18 protein-coding genes are annotated in these 20,751 nt (G+C 72.1%); 13 read left to right on the plus strand and 5 right to left on the minus strand.

The window, feature by feature from the left end; translation table 11 throughout:
• Window positions 1–9: 9 nt before the first annotated feature.
• The 5 genes from C1707_RS02875 to C1707_RS02895 all read left to right on the plus strand — a co-directional run bounded on the left by C1707_RS02875 (window position 10) and on the right by C1707_RS02895 (window position 6,210).
• Window positions 10–2,175 carry a TonB-dependent receptor gene (locus C1707_RS02875; RefSeq protein WP_101711609.1) on the plus strand — a complete coding sequence of 722 codons (2,166 nt, stop codon included), beginning with the start codon at window positions 10–12 and terminating at the stop codon, window positions 2,173–2,175.
• Window positions 2,176–2,181: 6 nt separating this feature from the next.
• Window positions 2,182–3,264, plus strand: coding sequence for a PepSY-associated TM helix domain-containing protein (locus C1707_RS02880; RefSeq protein WP_101711608.1), 1,083 nt, complete (start codon window positions 2,182–2,184; stop codon window positions 3,262–3,264).
• On the plus strand, window positions 3,261–3,443 hold the full coding sequence (locus tag C1707_RS02885; protein ID WP_167482908.1) for a hypothetical protein: 183 nt from the start codon (window positions 3,261–3,263) through the stop codon (window positions 3,441–3,443). The genes C1707_RS02880 and C1707_RS02885 overlap by 4 nt, the downstream gene beginning before the upstream one ends.
• Before the next feature lie 243 nt (window positions 3,444–3,686).
• Window positions 3,687–4,628 carry a hypothetical protein gene (locus C1707_RS02890; RefSeq protein ID WP_145998301.1) on the plus strand — a complete coding sequence of 314 codons (942 nt, stop codon included), beginning with the start codon at window positions 3,687–3,689 and terminating at the stop codon, window positions 4,626–4,628.
• Window positions 4,629–4,647: 19 nt separating this feature from the next.
• Window positions 4,648–6,210, plus strand: coding sequence for a hypothetical protein (locus tag C1707_RS02895; protein WP_101711605.1), 1,563 nt, complete (start codon window positions 4,648–4,650; stop codon window positions 6,208–6,210).
• On the opposite strand, the gene C1707_RS02900 is transcribed toward C1707_RS02895, so the two are convergent.
• Window positions 6,207–6,833 (minus strand): ribonuclease HII, encoded by a 627-nt coding sequence (locus tag C1707_RS02900; RefSeq protein WP_101711604.1) that lies wholly within the window; start codon window positions 6,831–6,833, stop codon window positions 6,207–6,209. The genes C1707_RS02895 and C1707_RS02900 overlap by 4 nt on opposite strands.
• Before the next feature lie 108 nt (window positions 6,834–6,941).
• On the opposite strand from C1707_RS02900, the gene C1707_RS02905 reads away from it, so the two are divergent.
• The 3 genes from C1707_RS02905 (at window position 6,942) to C1707_RS02915 (ending at window position 10,101) form a co-directional block, all read left to right on the plus strand.
• Window positions 6,942–7,580 carry a hypothetical protein gene (locus C1707_RS02905; RefSeq protein WP_145998300.1) on the plus strand — a complete coding sequence of 213 codons (639 nt, stop codon included), beginning with the start codon at window positions 6,942–6,944 and terminating at the stop codon, window positions 7,578–7,580.
• Between the two features lie 105 nt (window positions 7,581–7,685).
• Window positions 7,686–9,119, plus strand: a complete 1,434-nt coding sequence (locus C1707_RS02910; RefSeq protein WP_101711602.1) for a serine hydrolase domain-containing protein — start codon at window positions 7,686–7,688, stop codon at window positions 9,117–9,119.
• Between the two features lie 58 nt (window positions 9,120–9,177).
• Window positions 9,178–10,101 carry a glycoside hydrolase family 16 protein gene (locus C1707_RS02915; RefSeq protein WP_101711601.1) on the plus strand — a complete coding sequence of 308 codons (924 nt, stop codon included), beginning with the start codon at window positions 9,178–9,180 and terminating at the stop codon, window positions 10,099–10,101.
• Here C1707_RS02915 and C1707_RS02920 read toward each other — a convergent pair.
• On the minus strand, window positions 10,049–13,108 hold the full coding sequence (locus C1707_RS02920) for a DUF2339 domain-containing protein (RefSeq protein WP_145998299.1): 3,060 nt from the start codon (window positions 13,106–13,108) through the stop codon (window positions 10,049–10,051). The two genes, C1707_RS02915 and C1707_RS02920, sit on opposite strands and share 53 nt — an antisense overlap.
• Before the next feature lie 94 nt (window positions 13,109–13,202).
• Window positions 13,203–13,796: a DNA-3-methyladenine glycosylase I gene (locus C1707_RS02930; protein WP_101711598.1), complete on the minus strand. Its 594-nt coding sequence runs from the start codon at window positions 13,794–13,796 to the stop codon at window positions 13,203–13,205.
• 128 nt (window positions 13,797–13,924) lie between these two features.
• Here C1707_RS02930 and C1707_RS02935 point away from each other — a divergent pair, with 128 nt between their 5' ends.
• Window positions 13,925–14,347, plus strand: a complete 423-nt coding sequence (locus tag C1707_RS02935; protein WP_101711597.1) for a hypothetical protein — start codon at window positions 13,925–13,927, stop codon at window positions 14,345–14,347.
• Window positions 14,348–14,369: 22 nt separating this feature from the next.
• Here C1707_RS02935 and ygfZ read toward each other — a convergent pair whose 3' ends face one another.
• Entirely contained in the window at window positions 14,370–15,191 is an 822-nt protein-coding gene (gene ygfZ / locus C1707_RS02940; RefSeq protein WP_101711596.1) for a CAF17-like 4Fe-4S cluster assembly/insertion protein YgfZ, read from the minus strand.
• Between the two features lie 109 nt (window positions 15,192–15,300).
• On the opposite strand from ygfZ, the gene C1707_RS02945 reads away from it, so the two are divergent.
• The 3 genes from C1707_RS02945 to C1707_RS02955 all read left to right on the plus strand — a co-directional run bounded on the left by C1707_RS02945 (window position 15,301) and on the right by C1707_RS02955 (window position 18,478).
• Window positions 15,301–16,506: a glycosyltransferase family 9 protein gene (locus C1707_RS02945; protein WP_101711595.1), complete on the plus strand. Its 1,206-nt coding sequence runs from the start codon at window positions 15,301–15,303 to the stop codon at window positions 16,504–16,506.
• A 4-nt stretch (window positions 16,507–16,510) separates the two neighbouring features.
• A complete protein-coding gene (locus tag C1707_RS02950) occupies window positions 16,511–17,068 on the plus strand; it encodes a hypothetical protein (protein ID WP_101711594.1) in 558 nt (185 codons plus the stop codon).
• A gap of 75 nt (window positions 17,069–17,143) precedes the next feature.
• Window positions 17,144–18,478, plus strand: coding sequence for a dihydroorotase (locus C1707_RS02955; RefSeq protein ID WP_101711593.1), 1,335 nt, complete (start codon window positions 17,144–17,146; stop codon window positions 18,476–18,478).
• Window positions 18,479–18,687: 209 nt separating this feature from the next.
• Here C1707_RS02955 and C1707_RS02960 read toward each other — a convergent pair whose 3' ends face one another.
• The gene (locus tag C1707_RS02960) at window positions 18,688–20,220 is read right to left on the minus strand and encodes a DUF2235 domain-containing protein (RefSeq protein ID WP_101711592.1); all 1,533 of its coding nucleotides are present in this window, start codon (window positions 20,218–20,220) and stop codon (window positions 18,688–18,690) included.
• A gap of 180 nt (window positions 20,221–20,400) precedes the next feature.
• Between C1707_RS02960 and C1707_RS02965 the strand changes: the two genes are divergently transcribed.
• Window positions 20,401–20,748 carry a YciI family protein gene (locus C1707_RS02965; protein ID WP_101711591.1) on the plus strand — a complete coding sequence of 116 codons (348 nt, stop codon included), beginning with the start codon at window positions 20,401–20,403 and terminating at the stop codon, window positions 20,746–20,748.
• Window positions 20,749–20,751 lie beyond the last annotated feature (3 nt).

The raw sequence follows: 20,751 nt of genomic DNA on the forward strand, positions 1-20,751 counted from the left end.
GAAATCCCCGTGTCGCCCCGTCTCGCCCTGATGCTGTCCACCGCCCTGCTCGCCCCGCTCGCGGCGAGCCCCGTCCTGGCGCAGGAAGCCGACCCGACGGCCGTCGAGGAGGTGATCGTCACCGGCTCGCAGGTGCGCCTGCCGCCCGCCTATGCCGGCGGCCAGGTCGCCAAGGGCGCGCGCGTGGGCCTGCTCGGCGCGCTCGACACCATGGACACCCCGTTCTCGGTGACCAGCTACACCGAGGAGCTGATCCGCAACCAGCAGGCCATCAGCATCGGCGACGTGCTGCAGAACGACCCGACGGTGCGCGTCACCAAGGGCTTCGGCAACTTCCAGGAACTGTACGTCGTGCGCGGCTTCCCCGTGTACTCCGACGACATGACCTACAACGGCCTCTACGGCGTGCTGCCCCGGCAGTTCGTGGCCGCCGAGCTGGTCGAGCGCGTCGACGTGTTCCGCGGCGCCAACGCCTTCCTTAACGGCGCGGCCCCGGGCGGCAGCGGCGTCGGCGGCGCCTTCAACCTCGTGCCCAAGCGCGCCGGTAACAACCCGCTGACCCGCGTCACCGCCGGCTGGGACGGCGGCGAGCAGCTGTACGCCACCGCCGACGTGGCTCGCCGCTTCGGTCCGGCCGACGCTTACGGCGCGCGCCTGAACCTCGGCCTGCACGGCGGCGAGACCAACATCGACGGCCAGGATCGCGACCTGAAGGTGATCGGCCTGGGCCTGGACCGTCGCGGCGAGCGCGCCCGGTTCTCGGCCGACCTGGGCTGGCAGGACCACCACATCGACGCCCCGCGCCCGACCGTCACCCCGGCCGGCGCCATCCCCAAGGCCCCCTCGGCCGACAAGAACTTCGCCCAGGACTGGACCTATACCGACGAGCGCCAGCTGTTCGGCGCGGCGCGCGGCGAGTTCGACCTGACCGACGACGTCAGCGCCTGGGCGGCGATCGGCGGCCGCAAGGGCAAGGAAGACAACGTCCTGGCCAACCCGACCGCCCAGGCGGACGGCACGATCAGCGCCTATCGTTTCGACAACGTCCGCAAGGACACGATCGTCTCGGCCGACGCGGGCCTGCGCGCCAGGTTCGAGACCGGCTCGGTGGGTCACAGCCTGGTGGCCTCGGTCGCCCAGGTGAACCTGAAGTCGCGCAACGCCTATGCGTTCTCCAGCTTCGCCGGCTTCGCCAGCAACCTCTATGCGCCGGTGCAGGTCGCCAGACCGGCGGCCGACTTCTTCATCGGCGGCTCGCTGTCGGACCCGCGCGTCACCGAGCGCTCCAAGACCCGCAGCGTCGCGATCGCCGACACCCTGTCGTTCCTGGACGAACGTCTGCTGGTCACCGCCGGCGTGCGCTACCAGGAGATCGAGACCCGCTCGTACGACTACAACACCGGCGTCCGCAACGGCGCCTATGACGGCGACGCCACCACCCCCGCCGTGGCCGTGGTCTACAAGCCCAGCGGCCAGATCTCGCTCTACGCCAACTACGCCGAGGCCCTGATCCCCGGCAAGACCGCCCCCGGCGCCGTCAACGGCGTGGCCGTGGCCAACGCCGGCGAGATCCTGTCGCCCTTCCGCGGCGAGCAGACCGAGCTGGGCGCCAAGTACGACGCCGGCTCGTTCGGCGGTACGATCAGCCTGTTCCGCACCACTCAGCCCAGCGAGTATTTCGACGTCGCCAGCCGCACCTACGGCGCTGGCGGCGAGCAGAAGAACCAGGGCGTCGAGCTGACCGCCTATGGCGAGCTGACCCCCGGCCTGCGCCTGATCGGCGGCGCGACCTGGCTGGACGCCAAGGTCGAGCGGGCCCTGGACGCTTCGGTCGAAGGCAAGGCCCCGATCGGCGCGCCCGAGTTCCAGACCAACCTCAACGTCGAGTACGACGTCGCCGCGCTGGCGGGCCTGACCCTGGAGGGCCGCGCGGTCTACACCGGCTCGCAGGCCGCCAACGCGACCAACACGGTCAAGCTGGGCTCGTGGACCCGCTTCGACGCCGGCGTGCGCTACGCCTTCGAGGCCGCCGATCGCCCGATCACCCTGCGCGCCCGCGTCGAGAACCTGGCCGACAAGAACCAGTGGGTGGCCGTCGGGGGCTATCCCGGCGCCAACTACCTGACGCTGGGCGCCCCGCGCACCCTGCGCCTGTCGGTCACCACGGACTTCTAAGGCCCGATGAAGTCGTCGACGCTTCGCGCCTGGTCGTGGGTCCACAAGTGGTCGAGCCTGGTCTCGACCCTGTTCCTGCTGATGCTGTGCGTCACCGGCCTGCCGCTCGTGTTCACCCACGAGATCGAGGAGGTCGCGATGCGCCAGGCGTGGACGCCGGCCCATCCGGACGGCCCGAAGCTCAGCCTCGACCAGGTGCTGGAGACGGCGCTGGCCCGCAAGCCGGGCGAGGTCGCCGCCTTCATGAGCTTCGACGTCGAGCGGCCGGTGGTGAACGTCACCACCCTGACGCCAGGCAAGACCGGCTACAGCTTCCAGCCGATCGACCAGACCAGCGGCGATCCCGCGCCGTCGGTCGCCGGCCATCCGGTGATGGAGTTCCTGCTCCAGCTGCACACCGACATGTTCCTGGGCCTGCCGGGCATGCTGTTCCTGGGCGCCATGGGCCTGCTGCTGGTGATCGCCCTGGTGTCGGGCGTGGTGCTGTACGCCCCGTTCATGCGCAAGCTGCCGTTCGGCGCGGTGCGGGCCCGCAAGGCCGCCCGCACCCGCTGGCTCGACTATCACAACCTCCTGGGCGCGGTGACCCTGGCCTGGCTCCTGGTCGTGGGCGTCACCGGCGTGGTCAACACCCTGGCCACGCCGATCATCGACTACTGGAAGAACACGGCGCTGAAGGAGCTGACCCAGGCCTACGACAAGCCCGCGCCGTCGAACGAGCGCAGCTCGCTGGCGGCCGCCGTCGAGCGCGCCAAGCTGGCCCTGCCGGGCAAGCAGCTGCAGTTCGTGGCCTTCCCCGGCTCGTCCTACTCGACCGACCACCACTACGCGGTGTTCTTCCACGGCGACACGCCGCTGACCGCGCACCTGACCACGCCGGCGCTGATCGACGCCCGCACCGGCCAGCTGTCGGCCGTGGCCCCCACGCCCTGGTACGTGAAGACCCTGTCGCTGTCGCAGCCCCTGCACTTCGGCGACTATGGCGGCCTGCCGCTGAAGATCCTCTGGGCGCTGCTCGACATCGCCACGATCGTGATCCTGGGCTCGGGCGTCTATCTGTGGCTGGTCAAGCGCGGGAGCGCGCGATGAGCCGGCCGCATCTTTCCCTCTGGCAGGTGTTCCGCATCCCGCTCGCGGTGGCGGCGCTCAGCCTGTTCGGTCTGGTGGCGGCGCTGCTCGACGACGGCGCCTGGGACTGGATCGGGGCGGCGGCGCTGGGCGTGTCGGTCGCGGTGACCGCCTGGGCCCTGGCGACACGGCGGCGCTAGCGGGCCGCCGGGAGCGTCCCAGGAGCGGGAGGCGCGCCCCCGCACGCTTCCCGCTCCCCCCGTTTGCCTCCAGCCCCCCAGCCGGATCACGAACGGCTCGCGGCCCGCTCTCCCCCGAGGGCGGCCGCAATCGGACGGCGCGGACTGTAAGCGGCGCTCGCTTGAGAAAAATACCGGTCTCGCTACCCATTCTGTGCGGCCGCGGCTCTTGCGCCGGCTCCGTCCGCTTGCTCTCATCGGTCGATGCTTGACCCGCCGGCGACATCCCGCACCCCCGCGTCCCCGTCGGCGCGACGGCTCGGCGAGGAGCTCCGCGCCTCGCTGACCTATGTGCGCGACACCATCGAGATCACCCGCGGCGACCGCGACCTGCTCGACGCCTGGATCCTGACCGCCGCCCTCGACGCCAACATGGCCCCGGTGACGCGCGACCCGGCGCTGATGGAGGCCTATGGCCGGGCGGCGCAATCCACGCCCGACGACCTGCGGCGGCCGGTCAGCGTCAACGCCGTCGCCCAGTCGCTGCGGCTGCCGTTCGAGACCGTGCGCCGCCGGGTGCTGCGCCTGGCCCGCGAAGGCCATTGCGTGGTCGGCCCCAACGGCGTCGTCGTGCCTAACAGCGCGGTGACCACCGACGTCTACCTGGCCGAGATGCGGGGCCGCCAGGCCCGCGCCCGCCGCTTTCATCGGGACCTGAAGGCGATCGGGGCCCTGCCCGTCGAACCCGCCTCCGCCCCGGCGGCCAGCGAGGAACCGCCGCTGCGGGCCATGAATTGGGCACTGTCGGAATACGTGCTGCGGGCCTGCAACGACCTGATCGCCCTGACCGAGAACCTGGTCGCCAGCCGCGTGCTGCTGGAACTGGTGGTGAGCAACATCGAGGACCTGCCGGCCGACGACTTGCCCGGCTGGGCGGCCGCCCCGGCCGACGCCGGCCGCCCGGCCCGCACGGCGGCCCTGGCCCGCTCGTTGCGCGTGCCGGCCGAGACCGTCCGCCGCCACCTCAACGGCCTGCAGGTCCAGGGCTACGCCCTGCGGCGCGGCGACGGCTGGGTGGCGACCGCGCCCGCCGAAGCGCTGCCCAGGCTGTCAGCTATGGCCGACGCCAATCGCGCCAATCTCAAGCGCCTGTTCTCACGCCTCCGCGCCCTTGGGGCTCTGGCGGCCTGGGAGGCGGCGGACTGAACCGAGGGGGCGGGGGCCGATGAACCGATGGACGATGCTGGCGGCGGTCCTGGCCCTTGGCGCCTGCACGCCGAAGAAGGCCGCTCCGCCCGAGCCCGAGGTCCCCTCCATCGCACCGACCCGGCCGGCAAGCGCCTGGTCGGACCGCTTCTGCGCCATGCCGGTGCGGGACGGCCGCCCGACCAAGGCCGACGTCGATGCGGCCTACCGCATGGTAGGCGAGGTGCGTCTGATCCCGGGCTCCGACGAGCCATGGATCCGTCCCTACAATCGCGGCGGGGAGTGGACGATCAACGCCGAGGGCCGCTACGTCCCCTATCCGGGACCGACGCCCAACGCCCTGTTCGATCTGGAGATGGTCCATGAACCCTCGCCGGATCGCGTGGTCGGCATGCGAGGCGACGTGGTCCTGGCCCGGGCGGCCGGCGCGGGCGCCTTCGCCCCGATCGCCAAGCTCGGCGACCAGACCCTCCCCGGCGGCCCCGTCATCCGCCGGATCGCGGACGCCGACCTGACCCTGGTGCTGCGCAAGGGCCAGATCCACCAGGTCCGTGGCGACGCCGTCGCGCCCTGGCCCGAACAGGAGAGCCTGAAGGCCGCGGGCGTCTCCGGCGTCATCGACATCCACGATCTGCCCGGCCTGGGCGCGGCGCTGTTCGAAGGCCAGGACGGCGCACTGGCCGTCCGCTACACCGACGGCGCCTGGCGCAAGGCCGGCCGCCTGCGGCCCGAGCGCTGGCGACCGGACGACAGGATCGTGGACGTCCGGCCCGTACCGAAGGCGGGCGTGGCCCTGATCTCCACCTACACGGACCACCTGGTCCTCGTCCTGTCGCCAGACGCGGCCTCGTCCCGCCGCGCCGCGATCGTCGACGTGACGGGAATCCACGACGAGGAGCAGGACCCCGGCGGCTGGTGGACCGTCGCCTCGCCGACCACCGGCGACGTCATCCGCTTCGGCCGCGTCCGGCCCTCGGCGCCGCTCGGCTGGCAACGACTGGTCGACCAACGGTTCGTTCCCATGGACGCCCCCGCCTGGCCCGCGTCGAACCCGCTGGCGCGCGCCTATGACCTGACCGGCGGTGAGGGCCTCGTAATCCGTGGCGACGACGGGCTGGCCCTCTATCGGCGGGGCGCCCTGACGCCGATCCCCCAAAGCTCGAAGGCCGAGTTGGGCCGGCATCCCGAGGTGGTTCGCCTGGCCTCGCTGGACCGCACCTATGTGATATCGGATCGGGGGCTGTTCGAGCTCACGGCCGCCGGACGCCTGCGGAAGGTAGACGCCCGTTTCGTCACCGGCGGCTCGCTTGACCTGGACATATTCGAACTGCCGCAGCAGCGGCTGGCGCTGGTCCGCGCCAAGGACGGCCTGTTCACGCTGGACGCCGACGGCGAGGTGCTGCGGGTTCGCGGCGGGGAGGGCTTCGCTCCGGCGAACCTGCCCAAACTCTTCGGCCCGTTCCCGGTCAGCGGCGACGTGCTGATCACCGACCACAACACCCTGAAACTGGTCGTCACGCCCAGGTCGCCGCGCTGGAAGACCTGCAACGCGGCCCTGGCCGCGACCGCCGGCCGGACCTAGGCGTCGTCGCCCAGTTCGCCCGCCAGCGCCAGCTTCACCGGGGCCCAGCCCAGGCGGTGGATCGGCGAGGGGCCCAGCTTGCGCAGGCCCTCGAGGTGGATCGGGGCGTGATAGCCCTTGTGGCCGGCGAAGCCGTAGCCGGGATAGACCGCGTCCATCTCGACCATGATGCGGTCGCGGGCTTCCTTGGCCAGGATCGAGGCCGCCGCGATCGAGCACGACAGGCTGTCGCCCTTGACCACGGTCTTGACCTCGCACGGCAGCACGAAGCGATAGTTGCCGTCTACCAGGGCGAAGCTCGGCGTCACCGACAGGCCCTCGACCGCGCGGCGCATGGCCAGGCCCGCCGCGTGCAGGATATTGAGCTGCGCGATCTCCTCGACGCTGGCCATGCCCACGCACCAGGCGACCGCCATCTCCTTGATCTCCTGCTCCAGGGCCGCGCGGGCCTTGGCCGAGAGCTTCTTGGAGTCGTCGAGGCCCTTGGGCACGCGGGCCGGATCGAGGATCACGGCGGCGGCGCTGACCGGCCCGGCCCACGGACCACGGCCGGCCTCGTCGACCCCGCAGACCGGTCCCGGTCCGCAGGCGGCTTCCAGCATCATGTCGGGTCCGGTCGGCATCGGCCCTTCCTAGGCGGGTTCGCCGACGAAGGAAACGCCCGTCACGATCTCGACTTAAAGTCGAGCTTAAGTCGATGCGACCTTAAGGACGACCTCGGGGGATTGAGGATGACGTTCAGAATGCTGGCGGCCGTGGCCGTCGCGACGATCGCCGGCTGGTCGCAAGGGGCGATGGCCCAGACGCCGCCCACCCAACCGGCGACGCCCCCGTCCTCGCCCGGCGACTGCCTTTGGAACGCCCTGCCCGAGACCGGCCGCGCCGAGGTGCTGACGGCCTACCGGCGCGACATGAACTCGGCGACCAAGGCCCTGTCCGGGCATGACAAGGCGATCCAGGCGGCCTCCACGGCCTGCGTGGGCCGCGAAGGCGCGCCCAAGCTGTTCGTCCAGTTCGCCGCCGCCTCCGCCATGATCCGCGCGGCGTCGGCCGAACGCCTGGCGCCCGCGGGACTGACGCCCGCCAGCCTGCGGTCCGCCTGGAGCAAGGCCGATCCGGCCGCCCGGGCCTGCTTCAGGGTCAATGCGGCGCGCGTCTACGGCCCCATGGCCGAGAAGCTGCTGAACGGCGAGACCTGTCCCGACCAGAAGGCCGCCACGGACGTGCTGACCGCCGTCGGGCTGGATCTGGCCAAGGATACGGCCATGGCGGCCCAGGCGCTGATCCACTTCAACGCCATCGCCCAGGGCGAACAGGCCGACGCCCTGCTGGCCGCCTTCGTCCGCTACGGTCCTCCGCCGGCGTCCTGAGCCAGCCCCGCACGGCCGCGCATGACCGAAGATTAACTGGCCCGCCGCGCTGCGGACTGATCCCTTGGGATCCGGGGCGGGGACGGCTCCAGGGGATTTCATCGCATGAACCGCCGCGCATTGCTGGCGACCGGACTGGCCTGTCCGGCGCTCGCCTCTTCCACCCTAGCCTGGGCTGCGGGATCCGGTCCCGCCGATCGCGCCGACGCCCTCGTCCGGCGGTTCATGGCCGAGCGCCACGTGCCCGGCGCCCAGGTGGTGGTGGTCAAGGACGGCGCGATCGTCTTCTCGCGCGCCTACGGCGTGGCCGACCTCGCCAGCGGGACCAGGGCGACGCCGACCACCACCTTCCCGATCAACTCGATCACCAAGGCCTTCACCGGCGTGGCGGCCATGCGCGAGGTCGAGGCCGGGCGCCTGGACCTGGACAAGCCGATCGGCGCCTACGTGCCCGACCTGCCGGAGGCCTGGCGCGACATCCAGGTCCGCCGCCTGCTCAGCCACACCTCGGGCCTGCCCGACTTCGTGCCCCGCCAGAAGGACGGCGCGGTCGACGAGGCGACGGCCTGGAACGAGGCCCTGGCCGCGCCGGTGCTGTTCCCGCCCGGCCAGCGCTTCCACTACTGCCAGACCAACTACGCCCTGGTGCAGATGGCCATCGACCGCCTGCACGGCCGGCCGGTCAGCACGCCCCTGGGCGGCGAGCAGTTCGCCATCGCCGGCATGGCCAGCTCGCGATACGGCGATAGCCTCGATCCGGGCCCGCGCCGCGTCACCTCCTACGGCTATCGCAAGGAGACGCCCGACCAGCCGGCCCCGCGCAAGGAGCTGTTCTCGCCCCTGGCCCGCGCCGCCGCCGGCCTCGACAGCACCGGCGACGACATGGGCCGCTGGATGATCGCCCTGATGGACGGCCGCCTGCTGGGGGCGGCCGCTCGCAAGACCATGTGGACGCAGGCTGCCTACGCCGACGGCCAGCTGGGCCAGTGGGGGATGGGCTGGCTGGTGCTGGACCGCCCCGACCGCCTGGTGGTCGGCATGACCGGCGGCAGCCGCAGCGCCTTCTACCTCTATCCCGACGACGGGGTGGGCGTGGCGATCCTCAGCAACCTGGCCGGCGGCACGCCGGAAGACGTCATCGACGAGATCGCGCTCGGTTTCGTCCCCGGCATGCGGCTGACCGGCGTGGCGGCCCTGCGCGCGGACCTGGCGGGCCAGCCCAAGACGGCCTTCGCCAAGGTGATCGCCGCCCGCCGCGAGGACCCGACCTTCAAGCCGGCCGAGCACGAGCTGAACGACTGGGGCTATCGCCTGCTGGCCTTCGGCGAGCCGGCCAAGGCCCTGGCGGTGCTGGCCCTGACCGCCGAGCTGTTCCCAGACAGCGGCAACGCCCAGGACAGCCTGGCCGAGGCCTACGCCGTCAACGGCGACACGGCCGCCGCCATCGTCCACTACCGCCGCTCGCTGGCGCTGGACCCGGGCAACACCAACGCCGTCAACCGGCTCAAGGGCCTGGAAGCGCCGACCGCCGGGCGTTGAACCCGCCGCGCCGCCCGTTAGAACGGACCTGTCCGGCACTGCGGAACGGGAGGCCGCCATGATCGCACGCGCCCTGGGCCTTGCAGCCCTCGCCCTGTCGGCGCCGGCCGGCCAGGCGGCCGAGCCTGGTCCCTGGACGCAGGTCTGGGCCGACGAGTTCGACGGCGACCGGCTGGATCCGGCCAAGTGGTCGCACGCCGTCGACTGCGGCGGCGGCGGCAACGACGAGCGCCAGTGCTATGTCGATAGCCCCGACATCGTCTCGGTCGGCGGCGGCCTGCTGAAGATCACGGCCGTCAGGCGCAAGGTCACGGGCCTGGCCGATCCCTGGGTCGGGCCGTCGGCCGGGACCAGGACCGGCGACTACGCCTCGGGCAAGGTCCTCACGCGGGGCAAGGCCAGCTGGCGCTACGGCCGGGTCGAGGCCCGGGCCCGCGTTCCTGGCGGCCAGGGCGTGTGGCCGGCGATCTGGATGATGCCCGAGCACGACGCCTACGGCGCCTGGCCGCGCTCGGGCGAGATCGACATCCTGGAGACGGTGAACCTGGGCGCGCCCTGCCCCGGCTGCGAGGGCGGCCGCGAGAACCGGATCTTCGGCACGATCCACTTCGCCGCCGACGCGGCCGGCGCCCACGGCCAGGTCAGTCGCTCGACGGCGATGCCGGCCTCGGCCGACGGCTTCCACGTCTATGCGGTGGACTGGTCGCCCGAGGCGATCGTCTGGTCGGTGGACGGCCAGCCCTTCGCCCGGGCCGCGGCCGCCGACTGGAAGCGTCCCGACCAGGCGGCCGGCGCCGCCGATCCGTTCGACCAGCCCTTCCACCTGATCCTCAACCTCGCCTTCGGCGGCCGCTGGCCCGAAAGCGCCAACGCCGGCGGCGTCGACGAGACCGCCCTGCCCGCCGTCATGGAGGTCGACTGGGTGCGGGTCAGTCAGCGGCGGGCGGCGACGACGCCTGCGCCTTCGCCGTCCGGGCGTTGAGGCGGCGCACCAGCACCGCCCCGCCCAGCAGCAGCGCGCCGACGGCCAGGAACGAGGCCGCGCGCACGACGCCGTCCAGCCGCGCCAGGTCGACCAGCAGCACCTTGCCGGCGGTCAGCAGCAGCACCGCCAGGCCCGCCCAGCGCAGCACCGCGTCTTTGCGGGCCGAGCCCAAGCTCAGCACCACCAGGCCGAATACGGCCCAAACCGCCGAGAAGGCCCAGGTCTCCAGTCCGCCGCTGCCCATCGAGGCGCCCATGGCCGGGCCGTGGAAGCCGTAGCGCACGACCAGGCCGACCAGCACGAACAGCACGCCGATCGCGCAGGCCCGCGCCGTCGTTCCGAAGCGGTCGTCGCGGCGGCCAAGCTCCAGCAGCAAGGCCGCGCCCGCGCCATGGGCCAGGGCCAGCAGCACGGCCGCGACCAGGGGCGACAGCAGCGCCTGCTCCGGACCCCACCAGGGATTGGCTATGAACCCGAACACCAGCACGGCGGACGCGACGGCGATCCAGCCGACGGTCGGCGCGGCGCGCGCCAGCCAGCTGGCCTCCGGCCGCGCGGCCAGGCGCGGGTCGAGGAAGCCTCGGGCAGTCGCCAGGGCCAGCACCGCATAGCCGGCGATCTCGCCCCGTCCGATCCCGGCCTCGCCCATGGCCGGTCCGTGGATCCCGTGCCGCAGGGCCAGGACCGCCCACAGAAGGCCGAAGGCCGCGGCCCCGACCACCCAGCCGCGCCCGGCGGCGTCGACCGGACGTCGCCAGGCCGCGACCGCCAGCAGCATGGCCGGCGCCAGGTAGGACAGCAGCAGGGTGTTCAGGAGCGGCGGGCCTGCGGGAACCTCGCCCAGCCCCCACCAGGGATTGGCGACCAGCCCCTGCAGCAGCAGGCCGTGGGCCAGCCCCGCGCCGATCACGATCAGGGTGCGCCAGCGGGCGACCGGGCCGTCGTCCGGCCGCCGTCGCAGGACCAGCACCAGGCCGGCGGCCAGCAGGATCAGGGTCCGCAGCGAGGCGTCCAGGAGGAAGCCCGATCCCTCGCCGGGCTTGCCGACCACGACCACGTGCACGCCGACGAACAGACCCAGCAGCAGGATCATCAGGGCCGCCGCGCCCTGGGACTCGGCCTCGTTGCGGCGCCCGGCGGCCTTCAGCAGCCAGGCGGCCACGAAGGCGATCGCGGCGGCCGCGCCCGACACGGCCGCCATCAGCGCCAGCGGCAGGCGGCCCGCCAGGGCCTCGCCGATGAAGGCCGGACGCAGCATGACCACCAGCGCCAACAGGCCGGCCGCGACGCTGGTTTCGGCCAGGCCCCGCCAGGACAGGCGGCGGGCGGCGGCGGCCAGGGCGACGGCGGCGGCGGCGAAGGCGGCCGGCTCGAAGCGCGGCTCGACCGCCGCGTGCACGGCCAGGAACACCATCTCGGCCGCCGCCCCCAGCCAGAGGCCCAGACCCAGGTCGCGCGACGGCGTCTCGCACCGGCGGGCGATCAGGACGGAAAGGCCCAGCATGCCCGCGCCCAGCAGGGCGGCCGGGGTCCAGGCGTGGGCGAAGCCGGCCTCGTCCAGCAGCGGCCAGGCCAGGCTGGCGGCGACGGCGGTCGCGACGGCGGCTATGGCCAGCAGCTGGGTGCGCTTGGCCGCGGGCAGCCGTAGCGCCGCTGGCAGGGCCGTCAGCGGCGCCAGCGCCAGCAGCAGGTGCAGCCACGGCGGTCGGGCGGCGATCCCCACGCCTTTGGACTGGAACAACAGGCAGGCCGTGACGGCGAAGACCGTGGCCAGGGTCGGGGCCGCGAACAGCCCCGGCTCGGCCAGGCGGGCGGCGATCGCCAGCGCGGTCAGGCCCAGCAGGACGGCGCTCAGCACGCCTGCCGCCGCCGAGGCCGGGGTCGGCGGGGCGAACCACACCGCCAGGGCGAACAGGTTGACCATGAACAGCGCGGCCATGGACGCCTGGCGCAGCCGCATCGCCTCGGCCGGGGTCTCGCCGGTCCGACGACGGCGCCAGAACGCGGCCATCGGCCCGGCGGCGGCCAGGGCGACCAGGACGGCGGCGGCCCCGGGCTGGCGGTCGGCCAGCGGCGGCAGGCTCAGCAGCGCCACGCCGAGAGCAGTGACGAAACTGGTCCAGCCCCAGCGGCGTCCGGCGGCCAGCACGAAGCCGGTGACGCCGATCAGCAGGGCGTAGGCCTCGAAGACGAGCGGCGACCAGGACGAAATGTCGGTGACGATCGGGGTCGCGGCGGCGCCGGCCATGGCCACCAGGGCCAGCGGCTCGCCATGCCGCAGCGCCAGGCCCAGCAGGCCCAGCGACACCGCCGCGGCCAGCACGGCGGCCAGCCAGAACGGGATCAGATGATAGAGGCCGTGCGCGGCGCAGACCGCGCCGTAGAGGGTGACCGCCCCGGCCCCGGCGGCGATGGCGGCGGCCAGCAGGTGGCGGCTCGTCTCGGCCTTGCGGCGCAGGATCCATTCGCTGGCCAGCACCATCAGCGCGCCCAGCACCACCGCGGCGGCGATGCGCAGCGGCGGGGTGAAGATCCCCTTCTGGGCGGCGTAGGCCACCAGCAGTAGGCCGCCCAGCGCCAGTCCGCCGCCGCCGATCCAGGCCAGGCCGTTCTCGGCCAGCCAGGTCGAGGCCGCCTCGCGGGTGATCAGCGGCCGCGCCACTGCCGGACGCGGCGCGGACACGGGAACGGAGGTGAGCCTGGGCGGCTCGGTCGGCGAGGGCCGGACCTCGTCGGCCTTCGGCGCGGGCGCAAAGGGCGACGGGCTCGGGGCTTGAGAGAGAGACTCGGGCGGGACCGGTTCGGATACGGCCGGCTGGGGCGCGGCCGGCGCGGGGGCCTCGCGCGGCGCTTCGTGCATTTCAGGCGGTTTGGGGCGCGCGATGGACGCCTTCAGCAGATCCAGCTCGGCCAGCGCCCGGTCCAGGCGCCGCCGCACCATGTCGAGCGACTGGTGCTGCACCGCGACCCACACCGTCAGCCCGACGATGAACACCCATTCCATGCCGCGACGCCCCCGAACGCTACGGTCTGCCCTCTAGCACGGATCGGTTGAGCCCGCCCAGCAAAGGCCCGGTCCGGCTCTGGCGTCGCGAGGTTCAGTGGCGGTGGCCCAGCGCCTTGCACTCGTCGTGGCGGAAGCAGGTGACGAAGTGGTCGTTGACCATGCCGACCGCCTGCATGAAGGCGTAGACGATCACCGGACCGCAGAACTTGTAGCCCTTGGCCTTCAGGGCCTTGGCCATGTCGACCGCCAGCGGCGTCTGGGCCGGGACGTCGCCCATGCCGGTAAAGGCGTTCTGGATCGGGGCGTCGCCGACGATGTTCCAAAGGAAGGCCGAGAAGTCCTCGCCGCGCTCGCGCATGTCGAGATAGATGCGCGCGCCGTTGATGGCCGCGTCGATCTTGGCGTTGGAGCGGATGATGCCCGCGTCGGCCATCAGGCGGGCGCGGTCGACCTCGCCGAACCGGGCCACGACCTCGGGGTCGAAATCGGCGAAGGCGGCGCGGAAAGCCTCGCGCTTGCGCAGGATGGTGATCCACGACAGCCCAGCCTGGAAGCCGTCGAGCACCAGCTTCTCCCATAGGGCGCGGCTGTCCCACTCGGGCACGCCCCACTCGGTGTCGTGGTAGGCCTCGTACAGCGGGTCGCCGTTCATGCCCCGCCAGGTGCAGCGATGGATCTCAGTCATGCGGCGACGCTAGCAGAACCGCCGCCGATCTCCAGAACTTTTCATGAACACGCAGGCGTGCGCGACGGAAACGGCGGTCTCGCGCGTTTGGCTGGTCAGAGGGACGCAACGACAAGGAGAAGCCGCCCATGCGCGCTTTTCGAACCCTGGCCATGGTCGCCCTGGCGACCGCGACCATGACCACGACGCCCGTCCTCGCCCAGCATCGCGACCGCGACGACAACCCTCCCGGCCCGCGCGGCGGGCCAGGCACGAATTGGGAGAACCCGCCCGGCTGGCGCGGCGGCCCAGGCGCCTCGCCCGACCGCCGCTTCTATCGCTGGAAAGGCCAGAAGGTCCGCTTCGACTACCGCCACGGCTATTACTACAACCCGCGCTGGGGCTACTGGCACCCGACCCACGGTTGGTGGAACCAGGCCCGTCGTTGCTGGCTCGACCGCGACGACAACCCGCCCGGTCCGCGCGGCGGTCCCGGCACCAACTGGGAAAACCCGCCCGGCTGGCGCGGCGGTCCCGGCGCCTCGCCCGATCGCTACGGCCGCTGCCGATAAGGCGCAAGACTCCGGCGGCGGGTCAGCTCGCCGCCGGAGTTTCCGGAACCCAGTGCGGGCGGTCCACCCGCACCGGGCGGCCGTCGACGGTCAGGTCGGCGCCCTCGATGCGGTCGAGGCGCAACAGGGCCATGGCGCGGCCGTCGCTTCCGCTGAGCACCTCGCCGGCCCGCAGCTCGCCGGCCAGCACCTCGGCGCCGAAGGCCGGGGCGGGACCGTCGAAGACGATCGGCAGCATGCGGTTCTTGATCGTGCCGCGCCGCTTCATGCGGCTGGTGGTTTCCTGGCCGACGAAGCAGCCCTTCTTGAAGTCGATGCCCGAGAGCAGATCGAAGTCGGCCTCGATCGGATAATTCTTGTCGCTGAGCCAGTCGGCCGGGCCGGGCACGCCCAGGGCCAGGCGATGGGCCTCGTAGGCCGCCTCGTCGGCTTCGGGCTCGGCGGCTGGCCCATAGACCCGCGCGCCCAGGGCGGGCAGGCGCGGATCGGCGTAGAGCCCCTCGCCGCTCACCGGCGCGCCGGACGGATCGAACGCCGCGGCGACCACCAGTTCGAGCGGGCCGATCTCCACCTTGGCCCGCAGGCGGTACATGGAAAGGCGCGCGACGATGGTGTCGCGGTGCTCGGCCGCCACGTCCAGCAGCGCGCCGTCCGGAAGCCCGGCCACGAACAGGTCGTACAGCAGCCGTCCCTGCGGGGTCAGCAGGCCCGAAAAGCGCAGCTCTCCCGGCGCCAGGGTGTCGACGTCCTGGGTCAGCAGGCCCTGAAGGAAGCTTCGCCAGTCGGGGCCGGCGACGGCGATGACGGCGCGGGAGGACAGGCGGGCGAGACGCGTCTGAGTCATGGCCGCACATGTGGCGCCGAGGCGACGCCGACGCCAGACCCGTCCTTCAAGAAAGCTTAAGCGGGATAACGGGATGCGTTGACAGCCGGTTCACCCTATACATGGACCGATGACACAGCGGGCCTTCCCGATTCTCTTCATCACCGCCACGCGTATCGGCGACGCCGTGCTGTCGTCCGGCCTGATCAAGCTTCTCTCCGACCAGATCCCCAACGCCCGCTTCACCATCGTCGCCGGCCCGCTGGCCGCGCCGCTGTTCGCCCACGTCCCCGGCCTGGACCGGGTGATCGTAATGGAGAAGGGCAAGGGCAAGGGCCACTGGTTCAAGCTGTGGAACCAGGTGCGCCACAAGAAGTGGGGCCTGGTGGTCGACCTGCGGGGCAGCGCCACCGCCCTTTTCCTGCGCCGCGAGAAACGGGCGATCTGGAAGAAGACCCCCGGCGAGATCGCCCACAAGGTGATCGAGACCGCCCGCGTGCTGAAGATCGACGGCGAGCCCCCTGCCCCGCACCTCTACATCACCCCGGAAGTCCAGGCGCTGGCCGACCAGATGCTGGCCCCGCGCGGCGGCGAGCCGTCCGGTCCGATCCTGGCCATGGGCCCGGCCGCCAACTGGATCGGCAAGGTCTGGCCGATCGAGCGCTTCACCCAGACCGCCGCCCAGCTGCTGGGCCCCGGCGGCCGGCTGGAGGGCGGGCGTCTCTTGATCCTCGGCGGTCCGGAAGACGGCCGCATGGTCGAGGAGCTGCGCATGGCCTCGGCGCGCGGCCGCTGCATCGACCTGACCGGCAAGGTGGATCTGCTGACCGCCTATGCCGCCTTGAAGCGCGCCGACCTGTTCATCGGCAACGACAGCGGCCTGATGCACATCGCCGCCGCCGCCGGCACGCCGACCGTCGGCCTGTTCGGCCCGTCGGACGAGCGCCGCTACGGTCCCTGGGGCCCGCTGACCCGCGCCGTACGCGGCCCGCGCGACTTCGACCAGTTCAAGGCCGTCGACCCCGACCTGTCGCAGGCCATCCGCCACATGAGCGACCTGCCGGTGGCCAAGGTGGTGCGGGCGGCGATCGAACTGCTGAACGAGGCGCGCGGACCCGTGGTCGTCGCGCCGCCGCAGCCGGAGCCCGCCGTCGAAACCGCTCCGCCGCAAGCCCCGACTCCCACCCCGGCTCCGGCCGTCGAAGCCGCGCCCGAACTGCCGCTGGGCGACGGCGCCCCGGCGACCGAAGGCGCCATCGAGGCCGAACCCAAGCTCAAGGTCTCGCCGCGTCGCCGCCGTCGTCGCAACGACGACGAAGCCAGCCCCTCGGCCTGATCCGATGAAGCCGGTCCTGGCGCTGTGCGCCCTGCTCAGCCTCGCCGCCGCGCCCGCCATGGCCGCCGACAATGCTCCGGCCGACCAGTTCTTCGCCCGCCTGACCGCCCTGTGCGGCAAGACCCTGACGGGCAAGGTCGTCGAGGGCGACGCATCCGACGAGGCGTTCCGCAAGTCGGCGCTGGTCATGACCGTGGCCCAGTGCGACGCCCGCGAGATCCGCATCCCGTTCAGCGTCGGCGAGGACCGCTCGCGCACCTGGGTCGTCACCCGCCTGGACGACGGCCGCCTGCGCCTCAAACACGACCACCGCCACGCCGACGGCGTCGAGGACCAGCTGTCGCGCTACGGCGGCGACACGGTCGAGGCCGGAACCGCCGACCTGCAGCGCTTCCCGGTCGACGCCGAGTCACGCGCCCTGTTCACCCGCCTGGACCGCGCGGTCTCCAACACCAACGTCTGGTCGCTGGGCCTGACCAACCAGGCCTTCACCTACGAGCTGGCGCGCCCGGGCCGCCTGTTCCGGGTGTCGTTCGACCTGCCCCCCTCCGCCGGACGCTGAACGGCCGACACGAAACGTGTTGCCTAGGCCTCCGCGCGGACCTAGACCGCCCCAAACCACCGCAGGAGCGCGCCCATGTCCCAGACCTTCGACCTGATCGTCCGTGGGGGCGAGGTGGTGAACCACGCCGGGCGCGGGATCACCGACGTCGGCGTGCGGAACGGCAAGATCGTCGCCATCGGCGACCTTTCCCAGGCCAGCGCTGGCGAGGTGTTCGACGCTACGGGCCTGACCGTACTGCCGGGCGTGATCGACAGCCAGGTGCACTTCCGCGAGCCGGGCCTGGAGTGGAAGGAAGACCTGGAGAGCGGTTCGCGCGGCGCGGCCCTCGGCGGCGTCGTGGCCGTGTTCGAGATGCCCAACACCGAGCCGACGACGACCGATCCGGACGCCCTGGCCGACAAGCTGGCCCGCGCCAGGAACCGGATGCACACCGACCACGCCTTCTATGTCGGCGGCACGCACGAGAACGCCAACTTCCTGGGCGAGCTGGAGCGCCTGCCCGGCTGCTGCGGCATCAAGGTGTTCATGGGCGCCTCGACCGGCTCGCTGCTGGTGCAGGACGACGAGGGCGTCGAGAACGTGCTGCGGCACGTCAACCGTCGCGCGGCCTTCCACTCGGAGGACGAGTACCGCCTGGCCGAGCGCCGCTCGCTGGCCCGTCCCGGCGACTGGACCAGCCACCCCGAGGTGCGCGACGCCCAGGCCGCCCTGCAGTCGACCCACCGCCTGGTGCGCATCGCCAAGAACCTGGGCAAGCGCATCCACGTGCTGCACGTGACCACCAAGGAAGAGATCGACTTCCTGGCCCAGAACAAGGACGTCGCCAGCGTCGAGGTCACGCCCCAGCACCTGACCCTGGTCGCGCCCGAGGCCTACGAGCGGCTGAAGGGCTTCGCCCAGATGAACCCGCCGATCCGCGACGCCTATCACGTGGCCGGCGTCTGGCGCGGCATCGAGGCCGGCATCGCCGACGTGCTGGGCAGCGACCACGCCCCTCACACGCGCGAGGAGAAGGCCCGCCCCTATCCGGCCTCGCCGTCGGGCATGCCGGGCGTCCAGACGCTGGTGCCCGTCATGCTGACCCACGTGGTCGACGGCAAGCTGTCGCTCGAGCGCTTCGTCGACCTGACCAGCCACGGCGTGAACCGCGTGTTCGGCCTGGCCGACAAGGGCCGCCTGGCCGAAGGCTTCGACGCCGACTTCACCATCGTCGACATGAAGGCCAGCAAGACCATCACCCACGAGCAGATGGCCAACCGCGCCGGCTGGACCCCGTTCGACGGCTTCGAGGCCAAGGCCTGGCCGGTGGCGACCATCGTGCGCGGCATCGTGGTCATGCGTGACGACGAGATCGTCGCCCCGGGCCGCGGCGAGCCGGTACGCTTCCTGGAAACCCTGGCCCGCTAGCCCTAGGGTCCGTACTCAATTGCGCGAACGGTTCTGCTCGTCATCCCGGCCGAAGGGCCGCGTAGCGGACCGTAGAGCCGGGACCCAGGGGGCCACCTGCATTGCGCCACCCCCTGGGTCCCGGATAAGCGCTTCGCGCTTTCCGGGATGACGAGTGATCAATGATTGAATTTCTTGGATCCGATATCCCGCTCAATTGAGTCCACACCCTAGCGGCCGAACAGGCCGCGCACCCAGGCGCCGGCGCCCGCCAGGACGTCGGCCGCCGGGCCGCCGATGCCGAACGGCAGCAGGCGCAGCAGTTCGTGCGCGACCACGCCCAGCAGCCACAGCAGCAGCAGGGCGCCGGCGATCAGCGCCAGCACGAACAGCAGCCGGAACGGCGGGCCGGTCACCAGCTCGACATAGCGGTGCGGGCCCAGCCGCACCTCGCCGGTGAACGGCGAGAACACCTTGGGCCGGTAGTGCGCCATCCGCATCCAGCGCAGCCGCGCGCCCGGATGCACCTCGTCGCGACCGATGGACTCGGCGCGCGAGCGATAGCCGCCGATCATCCCCAGCAGGTCCGTGGCCCAGGCCGGCCGCAGGGTTCCAGGCTTGCTCCCGATCCGCCAGTCGACCAGCGGATTGGCCAGGTCGCCGGCCATGGCCAGTTCGCCCTCGGGCCGGTCGTCGAAGGCCAGGCCCGCCGCCTGCGCGCCTTGGGCCACCCACAGCAGCGCGGCGCTGGACAGGCCCAGTTCGAAATTGCCGCCGCCGACCGCCCCGTGGTCGCCCGGAAACCACTTCTGCTGGTAGCGCCGCTGGTCGTAGGGGATGTAGCCGGGCGCGCGCCGGTCGACGACCTGGGCCAGGGGCGCGGGCGCCCGCCCGGCCTTGACCGCCCGCTCGTTGCGCGCCTTGACCCCGGCGTTCTGCTCGTCGGTGGCGGTGATGTTCAGGTCGCGGATGTTGGAGAACGGCGCGGCGCTGAAGGTGCGGCGGTCCTCGTCGGCGGCGATGGCGTGGCGCAGACTCTCGATGAGCTTGGAGGCCTCGGTGTCGTGGAAGCGGAAGCGCTTGTTGAAGGCCGACAGCAGCACGAAGCGGTCGGGCACGCCCAGCGAGCCCACCGTGTCCCATAGCCCCAGATAGCGGATGCGGACGGCCCGCTTGCGGCGCACCTCGTCGGTCAGCAGGCATTCCTCGCCGTCGTCGGGCGCGCCGGCGGCGCGGCGCGACACGGTGGTCTCGCCGACCTTGCGGCGCAGATCCTCGCTGCCCACCACCTCGCGCCGCGAATAGCGGTCGCGGAACTCCTGGCACTCGGGTCCCGCCGGATGGATCTTGCGGTTGCGATAGAGCTGCATCGCCTGGGGCACCCGCTGCAGGTGCTCGGGCCGCAGGATGCCGCACTTGCGGATCAGGCCGCACAGGCTGCGGGCGGTGTAAGCGCCGCGGCTGAAGCCGAAGATGAAGATCTCGTCGTCCGGCTCCTTGTAGTTCAGGACGATGAAGCGGTAGGCCTGCTCGATCTTGCGGTCGAGGCCGGCCCCGAAGGCCCCGCCGAGGATCGCCTCCAGGCGGTCGCTGGTGCGGCTGACGCCGGTCGCGGTGCCCACGCCCTCGTCGTAATAGACCAGCTGCGGCACGCCGTCGGGCGGATCACGCACCACCGAGCGCGCCAGCCGCGCGACGTTCGTCAGGTTCTGCATCTGCAGCCCGTTCCAGGTGCCGTCGCAGAATACCGCCAGCCGGATCATGTTCGCCTCCCCCAAGGCACAATCTTTGCGGGAGATTATGCAGATTGAAGCCAAGGGTAAATGGCGCCGCGCGCTCGCCGGGCTCGACTTTTTTCGCCGCGCCTGTCGAATGGCGTCCGGCCGGCGCGTCTCTCCCTCGAAAGGCGGCGCGCGGTGCGCCGTAGCGACCGGAGAGCCGCGATGAAGTACATGCTGCTGATCTACGAAAACGAGGCCCACTACGCCGGCGAGGCGGGTCAGGCCCTGCTGGCCGACGTGATCGCCGGCCACATGACGTTTACCGACGCCCTCGAAGCCGCCGGGGTCGACTGGACGGGTTCGGAGCTGGCGCCGACGGCCACGGCCTCGACCCTGGTCAAGGACGGCGTGGTCCACGACGGCCCCTTCGCCGAGACCCACGAGCAGCTGGGCGGCTTCTACCTGATCGACGTGGCCGACCGCGACGCCGCCCTCGACTGGGCCCGCAGGATCCCGCTGTCGCCGAGCGGCAAGATCGAGATCCGCCCGACGGGCGAGAACTGCGGCTAGGCC

It is taken from the genome of Caulobacter flavus (assembly GCF_003722335.1).
GTDB lineage: Bacteria > Pseudomonadota > Alphaproteobacteria > Caulobacterales > Caulobacteraceae > Caulobacter > Caulobacter flavus.

Coding starts and splice junctions, on each gene's coding strand:
- C1707_RS02880 (WP_101711608.1), top strand. CDS start 2,182: ATGAAGTCGTCGACGCTTCGCGCCTGGTCGTGGGTCCACAAGTGGTCG.
- C1707_RS02885 (WP_167482908.1), top strand. CDS start 3,261: ATGAGCCGGCCGCATCTTTCCCTCTGGCAGGTGTTCCGCATCCCGCTC.
- C1707_RS02890 (WP_145998301.1), top strand. CDS start 3,687: ATGCTTGACCCGCCGGCGACATCCCGCACCCCCGCGTCCCCGTCGGCG.
- C1707_RS02895 (WP_101711605.1), top strand. CDS start 4,648: ATGAACCGATGGACGATGCTGGCGGCGGTCCTGGCCCTTGGCGCCTGC.
- C1707_RS02900 (WP_101711604.1), bottom strand. CDS start 6,833: ATGCCGACCGGACCCGACATGATGCTGGAAGCCGCCTGCGGACCGGGA.
- C1707_RS02905 (WP_145998300.1), top strand. CDS start 6,942: ATGACGTTCAGAATGCTGGCGGCCGTGGCCGTCGCGACGATCGCCGGC.
- C1707_RS02910 (WP_101711602.1), top strand. CDS start 7,686: ATGAACCGCCGCGCATTGCTGGCGACCGGACTGGCCTGTCCGGCGCTC.
- C1707_RS02915 (WP_101711601.1), top strand. CDS start 9,178: ATGATCGCACGCGCCCTGGGCCTTGCAGCCCTCGCCCTGTCGGCGCCG.
- C1707_RS02920 (WP_145998299.1), bottom strand. CDS start 13,108: ATGGAATGGGTGTTCATCGTCGGGCTGACGGTGTGGGTCGCGGTGCAG.
- C1707_RS02930 (WP_101711598.1), bottom strand. CDS start 13,796: ATGACTGAGATCCATCGCTGCACCTGGCGGGGCATGAACGGCGACCCG.
- C1707_RS02935 (WP_101711597.1), top strand. CDS start 13,925: ATGCGCGCTTTTCGAACCCTGGCCATGGTCGCCCTGGCGACCGCGACC.
- ygfZ (WP_101711596.1), bottom strand. CDS start 15,191: ATGACTCAGACGCGTCTCGCCCGCCTGTCCTCCCGCGCCGTCATCGCC.
- C1707_RS02945 (WP_101711595.1), top strand. CDS start 15,301: ATGACACAGCGGGCCTTCCCGATTCTCTTCATCACCGCCACGCGTATC.
- C1707_RS02950 (WP_101711594.1), top strand. CDS start 16,511: ATGAAGCCGGTCCTGGCGCTGTGCGCCCTGCTCAGCCTCGCCGCCGCG.
- C1707_RS02955 (WP_101711593.1), top strand. CDS start 17,144: ATGTCCCAGACCTTCGACCTGATCGTCCGTGGGGGCGAGGTGGTGAAC.
- C1707_RS02960 (WP_101711592.1), bottom strand. CDS start 20,220: ATGATCCGGCTGGCGGTATTCTGCGACGGCACCTGGAACGGGCTGCAG.
- C1707_RS02965 (WP_101711591.1), top strand. CDS start 20,401: ATGAAGTACATGCTGCTGATCTACGAAAACGAGGCCCACTACGCCGGC.